This is a genomic window from Microbaculum marinum (assembly GCF_037855135.1).
In the GTDB taxonomy this organism is placed as follows: Bacteria; Pseudomonadota; Alphaproteobacteria; order Rhizobiales; family Tepidamorphaceae; genus Microbaculum; species Microbaculum marinum.
Map to the genome: position 1 here is coordinate 705269 of NZ_JAZHOF010000001.1, position 17795 is coordinate 723063.

The 17795-nt window shown below is 67.6% G+C and carries 18 protein-coding genes; 12 read left to right on the forward strand and 6 right to left on the reverse strand.

The window, feature by feature from the left end; translation table 11 throughout:
* Window positions 1-1065 (reverse strand): TRAP transporter substrate-binding protein, encoded by a 1065-nt coding sequence (locus tag V3328_RS03310; protein WP_340328213.1) that lies wholly within the window; start codon window positions 1063-1065, stop codon window positions 1-3.
* Between the two features lie 45 nt (window positions 1066-1110).
* Entirely contained in the window at window positions 1111-1641 is a 531-nt protein-coding gene (locus V3328_RS03315) for a PPC domain-containing DNA-binding protein (protein ID WP_340328214.1), read from the reverse strand.
* A gap of 344 nt (window positions 1642-1985) precedes the next feature.
* Between V3328_RS03315 and V3328_RS03320 the strand changes: the two genes are divergently transcribed.
* A complete protein-coding gene (locus V3328_RS03320) occupies window positions 1986-3008 on the forward strand; it encodes a LacI family DNA-binding transcriptional regulator (RefSeq protein ID WP_340328215.1) in 1023 nt (340 codons plus the stop codon).
* Window positions 3009-3087: 79 nt separating this feature from the next.
* Window positions 3088-3996, forward strand: coding sequence for an MBL fold metallo-hydrolase (locus V3328_RS03325; RefSeq protein WP_340328216.1), 909 nt, complete (start codon window positions 3088-3090; stop codon window positions 3994-3996).
* Between the two features lie 7 nt (window positions 3997-4003).
* On the opposite strand, the gene V3328_RS03330 is transcribed toward V3328_RS03325, so the two are convergent.
* Together V3328_RS03330 and V3328_RS03335 are read right to left on the reverse strand one after the other, a co-directional pair.
* On the reverse strand, window positions 4004-5314 hold the full coding sequence (locus V3328_RS03330; RefSeq protein WP_340328217.1) for an MFS transporter: 1311 nt from the start codon (window positions 5312-5314) through the stop codon (window positions 4004-4006).
* A gap of 61 nt (window positions 5315-5375) precedes the next feature.
* Window positions 5376-5849 carry an Lrp/AsnC family transcriptional regulator gene (locus V3328_RS03335; RefSeq protein ID WP_340328218.1) on the reverse strand — a complete coding sequence of 158 codons (474 nt, stop codon included), beginning with the start codon at window positions 5847-5849 and terminating at the stop codon, window positions 5376-5378.
* A gap of 108 nt (window positions 5850-5957) precedes the next feature.
* Between V3328_RS03335 and V3328_RS03340 the strand changes: the two genes are divergently transcribed.
* Window positions 5958-7427 (forward strand): aminotransferase class V-fold PLP-dependent enzyme, encoded by a 1470-nt coding sequence (locus V3328_RS03340; RefSeq protein ID WP_378759169.1) that lies wholly within the window; start codon window positions 5958-5960, stop codon window positions 7425-7427.
* Between the two features lie 15 nt (window positions 7428-7442).
* Here V3328_RS03340 and V3328_RS03345 read toward each other — a convergent pair whose 3' ends face one another.
* Together V3328_RS03345 and V3328_RS03350 are read right to left on the reverse strand one after the other, a co-directional pair.
* Window positions 7443-8090: a VOC family protein gene (locus V3328_RS03345; protein ID WP_340328219.1), complete on the reverse strand. Its 648-nt coding sequence runs from the start codon at window positions 8088-8090 to the stop codon at window positions 7443-7445.
* A 49-nt stretch (window positions 8091-8139) separates the two neighbouring features.
* Window positions 8140-9225, reverse strand: a complete 1086-nt coding sequence (locus V3328_RS03350; protein ID WP_340328220.1) for a M14 family metallopeptidase — start codon at window positions 9223-9225, stop codon at window positions 8140-8142.
* A gap of 165 nt (window positions 9226-9390) precedes the next feature.
* Between V3328_RS03350 and V3328_RS03355 the strand changes: the two genes are divergently transcribed.
* The 9 genes from V3328_RS03355 (at window position 9391) to V3328_RS03395 (ending at window position 17786) form a co-directional block, all read left to right on the forward strand.
* The gene (locus V3328_RS03355) at window positions 9391-10128 is read left to right on the forward strand and encodes a GntR family transcriptional regulator (protein ID WP_340328221.1); all 738 of its coding nucleotides are present in this window, start codon (window positions 9391-9393) and stop codon (window positions 10126-10128) included.
* A gap of 57 nt (window positions 10129-10185) precedes the next feature.
* The gene (locus V3328_RS03360; protein ID WP_340328222.1) at window positions 10186-10608 is read left to right on the forward strand and encodes a PaaI family thioesterase; all 423 of its coding nucleotides are present in this window, start codon (window positions 10186-10188) and stop codon (window positions 10606-10608) included.
* Between the two features lie 4 nt (window positions 10609-10612).
* Window positions 10613-12133 carry a class I adenylate-forming enzyme family protein gene (locus V3328_RS03365; RefSeq protein ID WP_340328223.1) on the forward strand — a complete coding sequence of 507 codons (1521 nt, stop codon included), beginning with the start codon at window positions 10613-10615 and terminating at the stop codon, window positions 12131-12133.
* Window positions 12134-12152: 19 nt separating this feature from the next.
* Window positions 12153-13160, forward strand: a complete 1008-nt coding sequence (locus V3328_RS03370; RefSeq protein ID WP_340328224.1) for a zinc-binding dehydrogenase — start codon at window positions 12153-12155, stop codon at window positions 13158-13160.
* 61 nt (window positions 13161-13221) lie between these two features.
* Window positions 13222-14337, forward strand: coding sequence for an ABC transporter substrate-binding protein (locus tag V3328_RS03375; RefSeq protein ID WP_340328225.1), 1116 nt, complete (start codon window positions 13222-13224; stop codon window positions 14335-14337).
* A 47-nt stretch (window positions 14338-14384) separates the two neighbouring features.
* Window positions 14385-15293 carry a branched-chain amino acid ABC transporter permease gene (locus V3328_RS03380; RefSeq protein ID WP_340328226.1) on the forward strand — a complete coding sequence of 303 codons (909 nt, stop codon included), beginning with the start codon at window positions 14385-14387 and terminating at the stop codon, window positions 15291-15293.
* Window positions 15290-16285, forward strand: a complete 996-nt coding sequence (locus V3328_RS03385) for a branched-chain amino acid ABC transporter permease (protein WP_340328227.1) — start codon at window positions 15290-15292, stop codon at window positions 16283-16285. The genes V3328_RS03380 and V3328_RS03385 overlap by 4 nt, the downstream gene beginning before the upstream one ends.
* Entirely contained in the window at window positions 16282-17070 is a 789-nt protein-coding gene (locus V3328_RS03390; RefSeq protein WP_340328228.1) for an ABC transporter ATP-binding protein, read from the forward strand. Before V3328_RS03385 ends, V3328_RS03390 begins: the two co-directional genes overlap by 4 nt.
* The gene (locus tag V3328_RS03395) at window positions 17067-17786 is read left to right on the forward strand and encodes an ABC transporter ATP-binding protein (protein WP_340328229.1); all 720 of its coding nucleotides are present in this window, start codon (window positions 17067-17069) and stop codon (window positions 17784-17786) included. Before V3328_RS03390 ends, V3328_RS03395 begins: the two co-directional genes overlap by 4 nt.
* Window positions 17787-17795: the final 9 nt, after the last annotated feature.

A 17795-nucleotide genomic window follows, 5' to 3' on the forward strand; every position in this document is an offset into this window, starting at 1 on the left:
TCAATCGGTCTTGACCGCCGCGGCCTCGTCCTGAAGCGCCTGGAGAACCGCTGCACCATCGACACCCATTTCCTTGGCTTGCGCAATCCAGGCCTCGCGCAGGGGCTTGGTCGTTTCGGCCAGTTCGGCAACGAATTCTTCGTTTGCCTCGTTCATCGGAATTCCGGCGTCCGAGAGCGCCTTGACGGCAACCTCGTCTGCCTGGTCGAAGGCCTTGCCCATCCGGCGTGCCAGACCTTCGCCGATCAGCGGCTCGATGAGGGCCCGGTCCGCCTCGGGGATCGATTCCCATTTGTCGGGGTTGGCGAGCCAGCCGAAGGAGATGTTGTACATGCCGCCGGGGACGAAGGTAGCATACTTGACCACGTCCGGCAGGTTGTAGGGCACGACGCCATCCTTGGCGAAGAAGACGCCGTCGACGACGCCGGTGGAGAGCAGTTCGTAGACCTCCGTCGCCGGCTTCAGGATCGGCACCACCCCGATGGCTTCCGACACGTCGTTGATGACGCCGCCGCCGACGCGCATTTTCAGGCCTTCGAGATCGGCGAGCGTATTGACCTCGTGGCGGATGTTGAACACCTGTCCCGGTCCGTGGGTATGAACCGCCAGGACCTTGACCCCGTCATGCTCGTTTGCCGATGCGAGCATATCGTCGTAGACGCGCTGGTAGGCGACCGACATCGCCTCCGCGGTGTCTCCGAAGAGCGGGAACTCGGGCGCCTTCGTCAGCACGAAACGGCCGGCGGTGTAGCCGTGCACGATGTAGCCGATATCGACGATGCCGCTTGCGACCGCATCGAACGTCTGGGTGGGACTTGCCACCGCCTTCGGCAGGATGTTGCAGACGACGCGGCCCTCCGTGACTTTCTCAATGTCGTCGCACAGCGCCACCGCCTGCGAGGCGAGCGGATAGCTCGGGCCGGCCCACGAATTGACGTTCAGCGTGACCTGCGCGGCTGCCGGTGCGACGGCGGATGCGATGCCGAGCATCGACAGCGCCGCGATCGCTCCGGTCCTCGCGCCGAAGAAGACGGCTCCTGCTTGCTGTAGCTTTGTTCTGCGCATTGTTTCCTCCCTGGAACAGTTGATGCGGATCGATGATCGTCCCCGTCACTCTTCGACGAGGTCGTGGATTGGAATGCCGTTCGGGTAGGTTTCGGTCTTTTCTTCCGACACCCGGAAATTCAGGACGGCGCCGGGGGTCTTGGCCAGGACGATGGTGAAGTGCGACCGGGGGTGCAGAGAGCGCACCAGGCATCCCTGCAGCAGGTGGCCCATGTAGCTCTTGCCTTCATGGGTCACGGTCATGTGGATGTGCAGGTTCGGCTCGCCGGCGTGGTAGACGATTCCGCTCTTCTTGGAAGAGTCGTAGGTATCGACGGTGTAGCCGATCGTTCCGATGCCCTGCGCCTCCATCATGCCTTCGAGCTCGAGAATTCCCGGCTGCGCCTCGAAGCTGGTCGAGACGATCGGCAGGCTGAGACGGGCCTTGTAGAGGCCGCCCACGATGTTGAGCACGACGCCCGAGCGAATCTCCTCCCGCCTGCAGATCTCGATAATCTCGTCGTAGAGATCGGCGTCGCGATCGAGCTGTGCCCAGACGACTTCGCCCATCTGAGCTTTCGCGATTACGTCGACCATTTCATTCTCCCTTTCCGGCGCCCGATGATTCCTGTCGACCTGGCGGCTCTTCCGACAGCTTGCGGGCTTGTCAAGTTAACGTTAACATGGCGCGGCGTAGAGGCGTCCAGTTCCGGGAGGACGGTGCAGCCAAACTTCGGGGCTGTCAATATGTGAACGATAACATTTGCCGTGCGGCGGGTCTGTAGCAGGGAAATTCGCGAGTAATCACTTTAGGTTAGGGTAGTGTTGGTGGCCCGCCGGCGCACGGGAGATGCCGCGGCCGCGTAGTCTCGGTTGTATCGCCGATGTCGAACGGCAAGCGGAATGCGGTAGGGGATATGTCGAAGCAGTCGAAGCCGGACATGCCGGAGACAGACCAGGCAACCCGCCGGATTGCCAGGATGTCCGATGTCGCCCGTCTGGCGGGCGTGACGACGATGACGGTGTCGCGCGCGTTGCGCACGCCCGAAGCGGTCTCGCCGCAGACCCTCGAGAAGATCGAGGAGGCGGTGCGCAGCACCGGCTTCATCCCGAACTATGCCGCCCGCAGCCTCGTCTCCCAGCGCAGCCAGATCATCGTCGCGCTGTTTCCCACGATGATGAATTCGGTGTTCTCCGGCACGATCGAGGAACTGTCGCGGCAGTTCCTCGCCAACGGCTACCACCTGCTTCTGGGCGAAACGAGCTTCGACGTGGAGGTGGAGGAGAAGCTGCTGTCCGGATTCATCGGCTGGCGCCCGGCCGGACTGGTGCTCACCGGTTCCGAGCACACGGACTACAGCCGCAAGATGCTCGAGAACAGCGCGGCGCCGGTGGTGGAGCTCTGGAACCTGCCGGACAACCCCTTCGACGTCGCCGTCGGCTTCTCCAACCGTGAGGCCGCCTACCGGATGACCATGTCACTGTACGAGTGGGGCTATCGCCGCATCGCGTTCATGAACCTGCACTATCCCCTCAACGACCGCTCCGTCGACCGCAGCGCCGGATACCGTCAGGCGATGGCCGAACTCGGGGTGCCGGTGACGGAGGACATGGAGATCTGGGTTCCGTTCGGCGTGGAGTCCGGCCGTGCCGCGATCGACAGGCTGACGACGGCATCCCCCAGGATCGACGCCCTTTTCTGCTCGTCGGATACCCTGGCGCTCGGCGCCCTGATGGGCGCCACGCGGGCCGGGCTGCGGGTGCCGGAAGATCTTGCCATCGCCGGCTTCGGCGATGTCGAGCTGGCCTCCTCCGTGGTCCCCGCGCTGACCACGGTCGGGGTCCCGCGGGCGGCAATCGGCCGCGAAAGCGCCCGCATCATCATGGAGCGCCTCAATGGCAGCTACGACGGCCCCCCGGTGGTCGACTGCGGCTTCACGATCGTGCGCCGGGAGAGCGCATGAGGCGGCCCATGCACCTCGGCGTCACCCGCCCGTCGGGCAAGGGCACCGTCATCATCCAACCCACAACGAGACCAGATTCATGAACGTGATCCCAGACGCGCAGGTGCCCGGCATCTATCACCGCCGCATCGGCGACATCCTCGTCACCGCCCTGACCGACGGCTACTACGACACGCCGCTCGCCTCCTTCAACGCGGTGACGGAGGAGGAGGCGGCAGCCATCCTTGCGGAAAACTTCCAGCCGGCGCCGCCACGGGTCTCCATCAACTGCTTCCTCATCAGGTCGGGCGGGCGCACGGCCATCGTCGATACCGGCGCCGGGGGGTCGATGGGGCCGACCCTCGGCGTCCTTCCCCGGAGCCTGGCGGCACTCGGTGTCTCGGAGGGCGAGATTGACACGGTGCTTCTCACCCACCTGCATCCCGACCATTCCAACGGGCTCACCGATCCCGACGGCAATGCGCTGTTCGCCTCGGCGGAGGTCGTGGTCTCGTCGGCCGACCTGCTCTACAGGAGCGACGACGCCGAACGGTCCCGCTTCAACGCGGTGCAGCAGCGGCGCTATTTCGACGACGCCCGCTTCCAGATGGCCCCGTACATGGACAGGGTCCGCGACGCGAGCGGCGAGGTGCTTCCGGGGGTCACGGCAACGCCGCTCGCCGGTCACACGCCGGGCCACACCGGCTACGTCGTCTCGTCGGGCAACGATGCGCTTCTGATCTGGGGCGACACCTGCCACGTGCCGGAACTGCAACTGCCCAACCCGGACGTGACGGTCGCCTTCGACGTCGACAGCGCGGCGGCCGCGCGCACCCGCCGCCGGGTGCTCGATTGGGCCGCCAGCGACCGCCTGCTGGTCGCCGGCATGCATCTGCATTTCCCGGGTTTCATCCATGTCGTCCGCCGCAACGGCGGCTACCAGGCCCTGCCGGAGAGCTGGCGCTACGAACTGGCGCCGACGCCCGGCGGCGCCGAGCGAACGGTCTGAGCGGTGCTCAGGTTGCCGCCAGCCGGTTGAGACGCGGCACCAGGGCCTTCAGGAGCAGCGCCGCGAAGAGCGTATAGGCGACCATCGCCAGGTACTGGCTCTCCAGGCGGACGCCGAGGTCGAGGAGGATGCCGACCAGGCCGGGGGCGAGCGCCGAAGCGAAGACCTGCGCGGCGAACGCCACCGATCGGATCGCGCCGAGGTGGCGCGTGCCGAACAGTTCGGCCCACAGCGCCCCGAGCAGCGTCTGGGCGCTGCCGTTGGTCATCGCCCCGAGCACCATGAAGACGGGCACCGCGTAGGCCGATCGCGACACTGCCAGGACGGTGACGCCGACGGCCATCGGCACCAGGAACAACGGCAGCAGCCGGCGGGCGCCGAGGCGGTCCACCAGCCAGCCGGTCGCCAGCGCCGTCAGCACGCTGACGCCGGCGAAGACGGGAAACCAGGCGGCGAGCCATGCCAGCGTCCAGCCCTTGGTCTCCACCAGGTACGCCTGATGGAAGAATATCGCCGTCATGACGAAGGCCGGCGTCACGGTGGCCGCCAGCACGCCGAAGAATGCCGGGGTGCGCAGCACTTCCGCCCGCGTCCATTCGCGTCGCGGCGCGACCGGCTCCTCGGAGGTCTCGGCCGACTGGTCGTGCGCCGGCTCGTTGCGCAGGAAGAGCAGCACTAGCGGCACGGAGACGAGGCAGAGCCCCGCTGCGGCGGCCAGCCACGTCTCGCGCCAGCCGACGGCCGCAATCAGCGTTACCGCCGCCATCGGCATGACCGCCTCGCTGGCGGGAAAGCCGAGCACGGCAATCGACATCATCCGGCCGCGGCGGCGCAGGTACCAGCGGCCGACGCCGGTGATCGCGAGCTGGGCCGGGAAGCCCTGCCCGAACAGGCGCAGCCCGAACAGGATGGGCAGCAGCAGCCAGGCCGACGCGACGCTCGCCATCGCCGCGCAGGAGAGGGCGAGCGACACCAGCACGGCGACGGCGAGCCAGCGGATCCTGAAGCTGTCGACGATCCTGCCGGCCCAGAGCAGGACCGCGGCGCTGGCGATGTTGGCGACCGTGTAGAAGCTGCCGAAGCTGCCGTCGGTAAGGCCGAGCTCGGCCTTCAGCCAGGGTGCGAAGATGGCGATGAAGTAGGTCTGGCCGAAGGCGGAGGAGAACATCAGCACGAAGGCGGCGACCACCGGACCGGTGGGCGCGCGCCGGTGGGTCGCGACCGTGGCGGTCGGCGCCGGATCCGATTCGCGTCTCGCCGATCCCGGGGCGTTCCACCACCGGGCCTGGCGCGCGCGCCTGTTGGGATATCCGGGCAATTCGTTCAGCCTGTCTGCGTCGATGTCGGCTGCGGAAACATGCCTGCGGACGCGTCCCGCATCAACCGACCCTGATCAGGTCGATCGGCCGGTTCTGGAAGATCGTTTCCATCGGGAAATAGCCGCTCACCGTCTCGAGGTCCTGGTCGGAGATCAGTTTCTGGTAGAACCGGTCGTAGCCGGCCATACCGTCCGTGACCACCCTGAGCAGGTAGTCCCAGTCTCCACCCATCCGGTAGAAATCGGTGACTTCCGGCAGGCTCTCGACATGCCGGCAGAACTGCCGCGCCCATTCCATCGAGTGGTGCCGCGTCCTGATCATCACGAAGACGGTGAGGTCGAGCCCCAGCCGGGCAAGGTCGATGCGGGCCTGCGGCGGGTCGACCAGGCCCGACTTGTGAAGGCGCTGCAGGCGGCGCCAGCAGGCGTTCTGCGACAGCCCGACCCGCTCGGCCAGCTCGCGCTGGGCGATGCCGCCGTCGCGCTGCAGCTCGGTCAGGATTCTTCGATCAAAATCGTCAATCTTCTCGGCCATTCAGATCAGATACACCTGAATCGGCGGAAATGCAGGTGAAAACTGTGAAGAAATCACCGCGTCCGGAAGGGTAGCTTCGTAGGACACTAACCGAAGGCCTGCAAACCCGTGCCATGTCCCGATTCCCTTCTCGACCGGTTCCGCGCCAGCCTCGGCGGTGACGACGTCATCGCCCGTCTGTCCGCGGGTCTGATCGGCGCCGATGCGGAGTTCGACGGGCCGTTCGGGCGCAGGAAGATCGTCTATGCCGACTATGTCGCCTCGGGGCGATCGCTCATGCAGGTCGAGCAGTTCGTTCTGGGAGAGGTGCTGCCCTTCTACGCCAACAGCCACACCGAGGCGTCCTATTGCGGCGGCTTCATCACCCGCCTGCGGCGCCAGGCCCGCGCGGTCGTCGCCTCGGCGTGCGGCGCCGACCACAGGCATGCGGTGATCTTCACGGGATCGGGCGCCACGGCCGGGCTCAACCGTCTGGTGCACCTGCTTGGCGTCTCGCCGGGGGCCGGCCGGGGTGCGAGGCCGTGCGTGATCGTCGGCCCCTACGAGCATCACTCCAACATCCTCGCCTGGCGGGAAAGCGGCGCCGAGGTGATCGAGATCGGCGAGGCGCCGTCGGGCGGGCCGGATCTCGATGCCCTCGATGCCGCCCTTGAGGCGCACAGGGAACGCCGCCCGCTCGTCGGGGCGTTCTCCGCGGCTTCCAACGTCACCGGCATTCTCACCGACGTCGCCGGGGTGACGCGGCGGCTGAAGGCGGCCGGCGCCTTGGCCGTCTGGGACTATGCCGGCGCCGGCCCCTATCTGCCGGTCTCGATGACGCCGGGAGACGGCGCCGACATCGATGCGATCGTGCTGTCGCCGCACAAGTTCATCGGCGGGCCGGGCGCGTCCGGCGTTCTCGTGGTCCGCCGCGATGCCGTCCGGACCGGGCGTCCGACCTGGCCGGGCGGGGGAACGGTCCGTTTCGTCTCGCCCGGCTCGCATGTCTACAGCGAATCGCTGGAGGTGCGGGAGGAGGCCGGCACGCCCAACGTCATCGGCGACATCCGCGCCGCGCTCGCGTTCATCGTCAAGGCGGCGATCGGCGAGGCCCGCATGGCCGGGCGCAACCGCGAGCTCGTGCGGCGGGCGTTTGCGGCATGGTCGGGCGCGCCCGATCTGGAATTGCTGGGCAACAGCCGGGCCGAGCGCCTGCCGATCTTCTCGTTTCGCATCGGGACCCGGGGCGACCATGTCCACCACCAGCTCGTCACCCGGCTGCTGAGCGACCGGTTCGGCATCCAGGCGCGCGGTGGCTGCGCCTGCGCGGGCCCGTACGTGCACCGGCTGCTGGATATCGACGAGGCGGAATCGGAGCGGCTGAGCCGCGCCATCCTGGCCGGCGACGAGGTCGCCAAGCCGGGCTTCGTGCGCCTCAACTTCAGCGTCCTGATGTCCGACCAGACGGTGGACTTCATCCTGGAGTCCGTACGGACCCTCGCGCGGGACGCGGCATCCTGCGTCGGCGGCTACGCGCCGGACAGGCGAACCGCCATCTTCTCGCCGAGGGGAATGCCGGTCGACGCCGGGGCGCCGTAGCCGGCCGGTGCCGCCTTACAGCGTCACGTCGATCCTGGCGCCCGAGAGGACGGTCCGACCCGCGGGCCCGTCGAGCGTTGCCCTGCTGTAGGGCTTGTCGGATGCAACGACCTCGATCTCCGCATCGATTTGCGTGCACAGCGACTTCAGCCCGGCGCCGTCGGGATGCCCGACCTCGTACCCGACCAGGCTGCAGCCTCCGGGCGCGGCGGTCGCCGGGTTCGGCGTCTGGCCCCAGTCGATCAGCATCGGCGAGAGGTTGCCCCAGGGCGGATCGATCGGCAGCAGCAGCCGCCAGTGCAGCGTGTCCCCGTCCGACGTCTTCCGTTCGGCCTCAAAGGGGCCGGTGCAGTCGACACCGTGAGCGGCATAGGCGGCCTTGGCCCCCTCCAGGTCGGCCGATGCCAGCATGACGCCGACGATCTCCGGCTCGTCGAGATCGAGCAGACGGGCGCCGACCGTGCCGGACAGCGTTTGCCCCGGGTCGGGCGCGAGTATTTCCAGATAGCACGCCGGGCCGAGCGCGATGATGGCATTGCGGGTGCCGCGGCCGGGATGAACGCCACCCCGCTTCGCCTCGATGCCGGTCAGTGCGTGCAGTCTTGCGATTGCCTCGTCAAGGTCCCAGTGGGCCCAGACGATGTGGTCGACCGGACGGCTCATCGCGCGCACTCTGTCGCGGGCCCGTCGAAGTCCGCCGGGCGGCGGAGGGCTACCACGCCGCCACTCCGGCCAGAGCCTGCGCCTGGATCGTTTCGGCATGGGTCAGCACGCTGCGTCGCCACTCGGGATCGGTCGGGAACAGCGCGTCCCTGACCCCCTTCCGGAACCGGGTCCGCATCTCCGCGTCGTCCGGTCCGGTGCCGAACCGCAGCCAGCGGTCGCGGCGGTGCCAGTCGAAGATTTCGAGGATGGGCCCCGTGCCGAATTCGATGACGGCGCCGGTCATCTCCGCCGGGGCCACGAATTTCTGGACGCCCTGGAACACCAGCCCGGAATATTGCGGACGGGGCGCGCCATCGAAGCCGCTCTGCGTGTCGACCCGTTCGCGGCCCCACCACTGGCAGGCGCGCTCCCAGTCGGGACCGCCCTGTTCATTGAAGCACAGGAAGAAGGGCTCGCCGTAGCCGCCGAGCCCCGTATGCCAGTCGATGAAGCCCAGTTTTCGGATTCCCGACAGTTCTGCCGCGAGAATCGCCTCCAGGGTCTCGTTGGACCATTCGCGTTGGGTGCCGCCGAAGCCGAAGCCGGTTGGCTCCTGGTATTGTCCGGCATTGATCGCGTTCATCCATTCGGTGAAGCGGTCGCCGTTTATCCGGTCGCGAAATATCGTCTCGGACCGGCACTCCTCCGTCCATTCGTCCGGACAGATGAGGGAGTGGATCTCCGCGTAGCCCTCGTTGCGGGGCAGCGCGGCGGAAAAGTCGACGAAGTTGCGATTGAGGTCGACGTTGTTTTCGTTGACGCGGGTGTCGTAGGCGAAGCCATAGGGATTAAGGGCATGGATCAGCAGGATCCGGATCGACGGGTCGCGGTCGGCGAATGCCTGCGAGCCCATGAATGCCAGTTGTCCTGCCGATCCGGTATAGCCTTCCTGGCCGTGGGTGCCGCTCAGGATCAGAAGCGCCTTTTCGGCGTCCGGCGGGCCGAATACCGCCGTTTCCATGCACAGGCTGCCGCCGCGCGGCCCGTGCGCTTTGGGATTCACGTAGCTTTTCACCGATCCTCCGGCGCGGGATGCGGCAGCGATGAAACGCCCGCGCGCTTCACCATAGGAGTCGGAGAATGGGTCAGTCATATTCCGGTTGTCTGCGGCGGACGTCAGGTTTCGAGTTTTGAAGATGACCGATCCGAACTATAAACATGTTTATAGCGGCTGCAAACCTTTTTGACTCCGTTGACGTGGGCCCATAAACATGTTTCATGAAGAATGGTACATTTTTCAACGGGAGCCCGTTCGCGAATGTCGCTTGAAGGGGTCGGCCAGGAACTCCCCGGCGAGACGGCGCCGAATGCGCCGGGCCGGCAGAGCGACCAGGCCTTTTCCCAGATCCACCATGCGATCGTCCGCTGCGAGCTTGCCCCGGGCGAGACCATCACAGAGGCAAGCCTTGCCGAGCGCTTCGGTCTGAAGCGTGCCGCCGCCCGGGCGGCCGTCGACCGTCTCTCGGTGATGGGACTGCTGGCGCCGGTTCGCCGCCGCGGCTACCTCGTCAAGCCGATCACGCTGCGCGACGTCAATGACCTCTACCAGCTCCGTGAGGTCATTGAGTCGGCCGCTGTGCGGCTGGCGGCCGGGCATGTCAACGAGGACCACCTGCGGCGGCTGGCCCGCGTCTGCACGGCCGGCTACGAGCCGGGCGACCCGGAAAGCATTGCCCGTTTCCTGCAGGCCAACACCGAGTTCCACCTCGTGATCGCTTCGGCGGCCGGCAACGAGCGGATGGTGAACGTGCTGGCCCAGATCCTCAACGAAATGGAGCGGCTGTTCCATTTCGGCCTGCCCAGGCGCGACCGCACCGCCGAGCTTCGCGAGCGCCACCAGGCGATGATCGACGCACTCGCAGCCGGCGATGCCGACACCGCCGAGCGCATCAATCGCGAAGGTCTCGCCAGGTCCAAGGCGATGGTCGTGGACGCGCTGATGTCGACCGACGCGATGCTTGACGTCAGCATCGGCGGCGAGGCGGTACGGCGGTGAGGCGGCGATGACGACCTTCACTCCCGTCGCGGGACCAGAAGCCCTTTGGAGCATTGCATGACGCAGACGTTTACCGTCGAGGAGGTCCAGAAGCTGCTGGACAGCTCGCCCTACAACCGGTTTCTCGGCCTGGAGGTGGAATCGCTCGACGTCTCGACCGGCGCGATCGCCATGCGCATGCCGATCCGTCCGGAGCTGGAGCGCGGCGGCCCGGTCTCGGGCCAGTTCCATGGCGGCCCGGTCGCGTCCCTCATCGATACGGTCGGCGACTTTGCCGTCGCCATCATGGTCGGCGGCGGGGTGCCGACTATCAATTTCCGGGTCGACTATCTGCGGCCGTCGACCGGCGCTTCGCTCTTGGGGACGGCGACCGTCCGGCGGGTCGGCCGCAGCGTCGGGGTCGTCGACATCGACGTCACCGACGAGCAGGGCCGCCTGACCGCGGTCGGCCGCGGCTGCTACGGCACGCAGGTCGGGTGACGGGATGAGCGCACCTCACAATTTCGGCGAGCTGATCCCGCGCGACGCACCGGCGGACCGCATCTGGCAGGTCGAGGTCGCCGGGGACGATTCGCACCGGGAGATCACGCTCGGCGCGTTCCATCCGGCGGCCGACGCGGTCGCCCGCGGCCTGGTCGCGCAGGGACTGACGCGCGGCGAGCGGGTCGGGATCCTGGCCGCCAACAGCGCCGAGTACCTGATCGCCTTCTTCGGCATCGTCCGCGCCGGACTGGTCGCCGTGCCGATCAACTACAAGCTGCCCGCCGCGACCGTCGCCGAAATCCTGGACGACGCCGACGTCCGGTTCGTCTTTGCCGATGCCGAGCGCGCCGGGCAGGCTGCCGGCTGGCCTGTCGTCCGCCTCGACGACGAGGCGTCGTGGTCGGCGTTCGCCGATCCCGGATCGTTCGACAGCCCCGAGATGGGCGACGACGAGACGGCGCTGATCCTCTACACCTCCGGGTCGTCCGGCCGGCCGAAGGGCGTGCCGCTCACCCATGGCGGCTACGTCTGGGCGGCGCACGTGCTCAGCGGCTCGATGCCGCCGATGGAGGGCAAGCGGATGCTGGTCGCAGCCCCGCTCTACCACATGAACGGCCTGCTCCAGAGCACGCTGATGAGCATGTCCGGCGGGACCGTGGTGCTGATGCGCCGCTTCGACCCGCGCGGCTACCTGGAGGCGGCCGCCCGTCACCGCTGCGACATCGTCACCGCCGTGCCCACCATGCTGGCGCTGGCGGTCCGCGAGAAGGAGGCGCTGGCGACGCTCGACCTATCGCCGGTGAAGCTGGTGATCATGGGATCGGCGCCGGTCAGCGAGGCGCTGTTTGCCGAAGCAGGCCGGGTATTTCCCGCCGCGATGATCTCCAACACCTGGGGCACCACGGAGGGCAGCCCCGTCGTCTTCGGCCCGCATCCCGAGGGCAAGCCGAAGCCGCGCCTGGCGGTCGGCTATCCGCTGCCCGAGGCCGAGATAAGGCTGGTCGGCGGCAACTCCGAGGACGAGGGCGTCATCTGGGTGCGCAGCCGGGCGGTGATGCCGGGCTATCTCAATCTGCCGGAAGAAAGCGCCAGACGCCTGCACGACGGCTGGTACGACACCGGCGACATCATGCGGCGCGACGCCGACGGCTTCTACTATTTCGTCGGCCGCGCCGACGACATGTTCGTGTGCGGCGGCGAGAACGTCTATCCGACCGAGGTGGAACGGCTGCTGGAATCGCACCCCGGCATCGCCCAGGCATCTGTGGTGCCGCTGGAGGACGAGATCAAGGGCATGGTGCCCGTCGCCTACGTGGTACCGGCATCCGGCGCCGGCCTGACCGAAGACGAGGTCAAGGCATTCGCGCTGAAGGAGGGGCCCGCCTACCGCCATCCGCGCCACGTGGCCTTCGTCGACGCGCTGCCGCTGGCCGGCACCAACAAGGTCGACCGCCAGAGCCTGACCATCCGCGCGGCAGAGGAATTCGGCGCGGCCCAAAGGGCCCGCCGCGCATCAACGTGAACGATCGGGGACGGAATTCATGAGAGCAATGGTGATCCGCGCGCATGGCGAGATCGACGACATCGTCTTCGAACCGGACTGGCGCGATCCCGAGGCCGGTGCCGGCGAGGTCGTCCTCAAGGTCGGCGCCTGCACCCTGAACTACCACGACCTGTTCACCCTGAAGGGCATGCCCGGCATCAAGGTGCCGATGCCGATCATCATGGGCATCGATGTCGCCGGCGAGATTGCCGAGATCGGCGAGGGCGTCGAGGGCTGGTCGGTCGGCGACCGGGTGCTGGTCGACCCGGTCAACCGCGAGGAAGGCAAGCTGCTGGGCGAGGTCGTCGACGGCGGCCTCGCCGAATACGTGAAGGTCGCCGCGCACCAGCTCCTGCGGCTGCCCGACACCGTCAGCTTCGAGGCCGCCGCCGCGCTGCCGGTCGCCTACGGTACCGCCTACCGGATGATGGTGACGCGCGGCCGGGTGCGGTCGGGTGAGACGGTGTTCATCCTCGGCGCCTCGGGCGGCGTCGGCACCGGTTGCGTGCAACTGGCCAAGCTCGCCGGCGCCCACGTCGCGGTCGCCGCCTCCAGCCAGGAGAAGCTCGACCTGCTCGCCGGGCTCGGGGCCGACTTCGGCGTCAACTACGCCGACCAGGATTTCATGCGCGCGATCGTCGCCGAATACGGCAAGCCGCGCTTCTGGGGCGAGAGCGGCGGCGTCGACGTCGTCGTCAACTTCACCGGCGGGGACACCTGGGTGCCGTCGCTGCGCTGCGTCAAGCGCGGCGGTCGCGTGCTGACCTGCGGCGCCACGGCGGGATACGATCCCAAGGAGGATCTCCGATTCATCTGGACGTTCGAAATCGATATCGTCGGGTCGAACGGGTGGAACCGGGAGGAACTGCAGGAATTGCTCCACCTCGTGGAAGCTGGCCGGCTGACGCCTGTCGTCGGGGAGACGGTTCCGCTGGAGGAGACACGGGAGGCTTTCCGCATGCTCGCCGAGCGGCGGATCTTCGGCAAGGTTGCGATCAAGCCTTGACGCAAGCGTGTGTGACAGGGCGGCGCCCCGCGCAGCCGTCCAGAACAGAGGGATACTGGGCATGAATCGACATCTCACGGCAATCTCGGCGGCGCTGGCTCTGGGCCTGTGCGCATCGGCCGGCCACGCGCAGACCGAGACGGTCAGGTTCGCGTGCTACATTCCGATTACCGGGCCGCTGGCGCAGTTCGGCGCCAACATGCAGCACGGCTTCGAGATGGCGCTCGAGGACTTCGAGAAGAGCGGCAAGCTCAAGGACGCCACCGTCACGATCGACTGCGAGGACGACCAGAACCGCGCCGACGACGCCATCAACCTGGCGCGGAAGTTCATCGAGGACGACAGCTACGTCGCCTCGATCGGCAGCTGGGGCAGCACCGTCACGCTTGCCGCCGGACCGCTCTACGACAAGGCGAAGATGGTCAACATCACGCCGATCTCCTCGCACCCGGACGTGACCAAGGTCGGACCCTACGTGTTCCGCCAGAGCATCATCCAGTCGAAGGAGGGGCCGGCCAACGCCGAATACCTCAACAAGCTCGGCGTCAAGAAGCTGGCGATGATCGGCCTGCCCAACGACTACGGCAAGGCCAACATGGCGCTGACCAGGATGGCCTTCGAGAAGTCCGGCGGCGAGGTGGTGTTCGAGGAGTTCATTCGCCCCGACGCGCAGGATTTCCGCCAGGTGATCCAGAAGGCCGCGCGCACCGAGCCGGACATGATCTATCTCGGCCTGTTCGCGCCACAGGCCGCCCTGATCGCCAAGCAGACGCGGCAGCTCGGCATCGAGATTCCCTTCTACGGCTCGGCGGCGCTGGGCACTTACGACTTCCCCCGCCTGGCCGGTGAGGCCGCCAACGGCACCCGGCTGCTGCTGGTGTTCAATCCGGCGACCGGCGATGAGATGGCGGACTTCTTCAAGCGCTACGAGGAAAAGTACGGTTCCAAGCCCGACGCGTTCGCCGCCAACTCCTACATCACGGCGACGACGCTGCTGGACATCGTTGCCGAGCAGTATCCGGACGTGACGCGCGAATCGATCCGCGAGGGCCTCGACTCGCAGACGACGATCGACACCATCGCGGGCCCGACCACCTACGATCCCCAGACGCGCGAGTGGACGTTCCGCTTCCGCGACGGCGTCATCGAGGACGGCGAGTTCAAGATCGTCGAATGATCGCTGTCCTGGCGCGGCACCCTTCTGCCCGGGCGGCGGGCTGAGCGATGATCGACCACTTCATCCTCGGCCAGCTCGCCATCGGCGTCAGCGTGGGGATGACCTATGCGGTCATCGCCATCGGCCTGACGCTGATCTTCCGCGTGCTGTCGGCGGTGAACTTCGCGCATGGCGACGTGTATACGATCGGCGCCTTCGCGACGCTGATCGGCGCGACCACCCTGGCGCTGCCGCTCTGGGCGATCGTGCCGCTGGTGTTGGCCGTCGGCGGGCTCTCCGGCTGGACGGTCGAACGCCTCGCCTTCCGTCCGGTCCGGCGGTTCACCGACGAGGCCTCGCTGCGCTCGCGCGCCGTGCGTGAAGCCACGCTCCTGTCGTCGCTGGCGCTCGGCATCGTCGTGCGCGAGGCCCTCGACCAGGTCTACAAGGGGGAATGGCTGGTGATCCCGGCGAGCCACCAGCTGACCCAGCCGGTCAACCTGGGCGGGGTCATCGTGTCGACCGGCGAGATCGCCATCGCCGGCTCGTCGATCCTGCTGCTCATCGGCCTGCAGTACCTGCTGCACCGCACCCGCATCGGCATCGCCATCCGCGCGGTCTCCTCGAACCTCCTCGGCGCGCAGTTCTCCGGCATCGACATCAACCGCGTCATCGTCGCGGTGTTCATCGTCGCCTCGATCCTCGGTGCGGCAGCCGGCATGGTCGTGTCGCTGACCTACGGCTCGGTGCAGTCCTTCATGGGGCTGACGATGATCGTGAAGGGCTTCGTGGTCATGGTCGTCGGCGGCCTGACGAGCATTCCCGGCGCCGTGGTCGCCGGCCTGCTGGTCGGCGTCGCCGAAGCCGCCGCCGGCATCTTCGTGCCCAGCGCCTGGACCGAAATGGTCGGCTACGGCCTTCTGCTGATGACGCTGCTGTTCATGCCGCGCGGTCTGTTCGGGCGCCGACAGGCATGAAGGGCTCGGCAGGGGGAATCCTGTTCGTTGTGGCTGCGCTGCTCGTCGTCGGCGTCGCGCTTCCGCTGGTCTTCTGGGTCACCGGAAGCCCGTTCATCGCGCGTCTCGGCCAGCTCGTGCTGCTGACCGTTGTGCTGACCATCGCGCTCAACCTGCTGACCGGCACCGCCGGCCTGCTGGCGCTCGACTCGGTCGTGTTCCTCGGCTTCGGCGCCTACACCGGCGCCATCCTGTCGACCCGCTTCGGCACGTCGTTTCCGGTCGAGCTTCTGGTCGCCGTCGCCGGCACGGCCGTCATCGCCTTCCTGCTCGGGCTGCTGCTGGTGCGGCTGCACAGCGTGTTCTTCGCCGTCGCCACGGTCGGCCTTGCCGTCAGCTTCTACACGACCGTGCTGAACTGGGGCGACCTGACCCGCGGTGCGATGGGGATTCCCGCGATTCCGCCGGTGCGGATCGCCGGATACGAGCTCGACGGCTGGCTCGCCACCTACATGCTGGCCGCGCTGATGGCGCTGGTCGCCGTCTTCGTCGGCCACCGCATGACCCACTCCTTCTATGGCAATGCCGCCCGCGCCATTCGCGAGGATGAGGATGCGGCCCGGTCGATGGGCCTGACGCCGCGCTTCATCAAGGCGCAGATCTACGCCGTCCACGGTGCCCTGATGGCGATGGCCGGCGTCCTCTACGCCCACGTCAACAGCTTTGTCGGCCCCGACAACTTCCTGCTTCTCGAAAGTGCGCTGATCCTCACCGCCATTGTCATCGGCGGCCTCGGAAGCCTGCCGGGCGCGGTGCTCGGGGCCGTTCTCGTCGTTCTCGCCCCGGAGATGCTGCGACAGTTCGGCGACCTGCGCGCGATCATATTCGGCGTCATCCTGTTCCTCGCCATCCTGTTCCTGCCGCGCGGCCTGCTCAGCGAGGTCAGGAGTCTTGCCTGGGTCCGCCGGCTCGATCCGGCAAGCCCCTGGGCGCGCCGGAAGCGCCGGTCATGACTGTGCGGGGGGAGGGCACGGGCCCGGCACCCGTCCTGGAGGTCGAGGGTCTGACCCGAGACTTCGACGCCCTGCGGGCCGTCGACGACGTCTCGTTTGCGGTCATGCCATCCGAGCTTCTCGGCCTGATCGGTCCGAACGGTGCGGGCAAGACGACCCTGTTCAACATGCTGGCGGGCGCACTGCCGCCGACGGCCGGGCGGATCCGCCTGCAGGGCCGCGACATCACCGGCCTCGCCCCGAACCGCATCGCCACGCTCGGCATCGCCAGGACCTACCAGAACCTTCGCGTCTTTCCCGACATGACGGTGTTCGACAACGTTTCGGTCGGCGCGATCGGTCGGTTCGGGGTGTCGCTGTGGGGCACGCTGGTTCCGGGTCTGGAGCGGCGGCGCTCCGACCGGATCGCCGATGCGACGATCGCCGCGCTGGAGCGTCTGGGCCTGATCGATCATGCCGACGCGCCCGCCGGCAATCTCTCCTACGGCCAGAAGAAGCTCCTCGAGGTGGCGCGCGCGCTGACGCTGGCGCCGACGCTGCTGCTGCTCGACGAGCCGGCCGCCGGCCTCAACCCCAACGAGACCGAGGCGCTGTCGCTGCTGGTGCGGACGCTTGCCGACGAGGGACTGACGATCCTCCTGGTCGAGCACGACATGCCGATGGTGATGCGTGTCTGCGACCGCATCGTCGTGCTCGATTCCGGCCGGAAGATCGCCGACGGCGCGCCGCGCGCCGTCCGGTCCGATCCCGCCGTGCGGGCCGCCTATCTCGGGGATCCGGAATGACCATCCTCACCACCGAGAACCTGGAGGTGCGGCTCGGCGGCCGGCCGGTGCTCGAGGAGATATCCATCCAGGTGCCGAAGGGCGGGCTGGTCACGGTGCTCGGCCGCAACGGCGTCGGCAAGACCACGCTGCTGCGCTGCATCACCGGATTCTACCGCCCGAGCGGCGGTGACATCCGCTTCGACGGCGAGTCGATCGCGCGGCTCAAGTCGCACCAGGTGATCCGGCGCGGCATCAGCCACGCGCCGGAGGGCCGGCAGCTGTTCGCCGACATGCCGGTCCATGAGAACCTTCGCGCCGGGGCCCTGCACCTTTCGGACGCGGAGTTCGCCGCCAGGCTCGGCGAGGTCATCGAGCTGTTTCCGATCCTCGGCGAGCGCCGCACGCAGCTCGCCGGGTCGCTGTCGGGCGGCGAGCAGCAGATGCTGTGCATCGGCCGCGCCCTGATGTCGTCGCCGAGGCTGCTGCTGCTCGACGAGCCTTCGCTCGGTCTGGCGCCGAAGATCATCGCGCGGATCTTCGAACTGATAATGTCGGTGCGCTCGACCGGCGTCGCCGTCCTGCTGGTCGAGCAGAACGCCCGCCTGGCGCTGAAGGTGGCGGATTACGCCTACGTCATCGATCAGGGGCGCGTCGCCGTCGAGGGCACGAGCGCCGAACTGGCGCATGACGACGGAATCATCTCGGCCTATCTGGGAACCGAGCCGGACGAGTGACCGGCGAGC

Bases quoted from the DNA above. Each gene is read 5' to 3' on its own strand.
- V3328_RS03395 (WP_340328229.1), top strand. From the start codon at position 17,067: ATGACCATCCTCACCACCGAGAACCTGGAGGTGCGGCTCGGCGGCCGG.
- V3328_RS03375 (WP_340328225.1), top strand. From the start codon at position 13,222: ATGAATCGACATCTCACGGCAATCTCGGCGGCGCTGGCTCTGGGCCTG.
- V3328_RS03350 (WP_340328220.1), bottom strand. From the start codon at position 9,225: ATGACTGACCCATTCTCCGACTCCTATGGTGAAGCGCGCGGGCGTTTC.
- V3328_RS03385 (WP_340328227.1), top strand. From the start codon at position 15,290: ATGAAGGGCTCGGCAGGGGGAATCCTGTTCGTTGTGGCTGCGCTGCTC.
- V3328_RS03345 (WP_340328219.1), bottom strand. From the start codon at position 8,090: ATGAGCCGTCCGGTCGACCACATCGTCTGGGCCCACTGGGACCTTGAC.
- V3328_RS03360 (WP_340328222.1), top strand. From the start codon at position 10,186: ATGACGCAGACGTTTACCGTCGAGGAGGTCCAGAAGCTGCTGGACAGC.
- V3328_RS03365 (WP_340328223.1), top strand. From the start codon at position 10,613: ATGAGCGCACCTCACAATTTCGGCGAGCTGATCCCGCGCGACGCACCG.
- V3328_RS03310 (WP_340328213.1), bottom strand. From the start codon at position 1,065: ATGCGCAGAACAAAGCTACAGCAAGCAGGAGCCGTCTTCTTCGGCGCG.
- V3328_RS03380 (WP_340328226.1), top strand. From the start codon at position 14,385: ATGATCGACCACTTCATCCTCGGCCAGCTCGCCATCGGCGTCAGCGTG.
- V3328_RS03335 (WP_340328218.1), bottom strand. From the start codon at position 5,849: ATGGCCGAGAAGATTGACGATTTTGATCGAAGAATCCTGACCGAGCTG.
- V3328_RS03325 (WP_340328216.1), top strand. From the start codon at position 3,088: ATGAACGTGATCCCAGACGCGCAGGTGCCCGGCATCTATCACCGCCGC.
- V3328_RS03370 (WP_340328224.1), top strand. From the start codon at position 12,153: ATGAGAGCAATGGTGATCCGCGCGCATGGCGAGATCGACGACATCGTC.
- V3328_RS03390 (WP_340328228.1), top strand. From the start codon at position 16,282: ATGACTGTGCGGGGGGAGGGCACGGGCCCGGCACCCGTCCTGGAGGTC.
- V3328_RS03315 (WP_340328214.1), bottom strand. From the start codon at position 1,641: ATGGTCGACGTAATCGCGAAAGCTCAGATGGGCGAAGTCGTCTGGGCA.
- V3328_RS03355 (WP_340328221.1), top strand. From the start codon at position 9,391: ATGTCGCTTGAAGGGGTCGGCCAGGAACTCCCCGGCGAGACGGCGCCG.
- V3328_RS03320 (WP_340328215.1), top strand. From the start codon at position 1,986: ATGCCGGAGACAGACCAGGCAACCCGCCGGATTGCCAGGATGTCCGAT.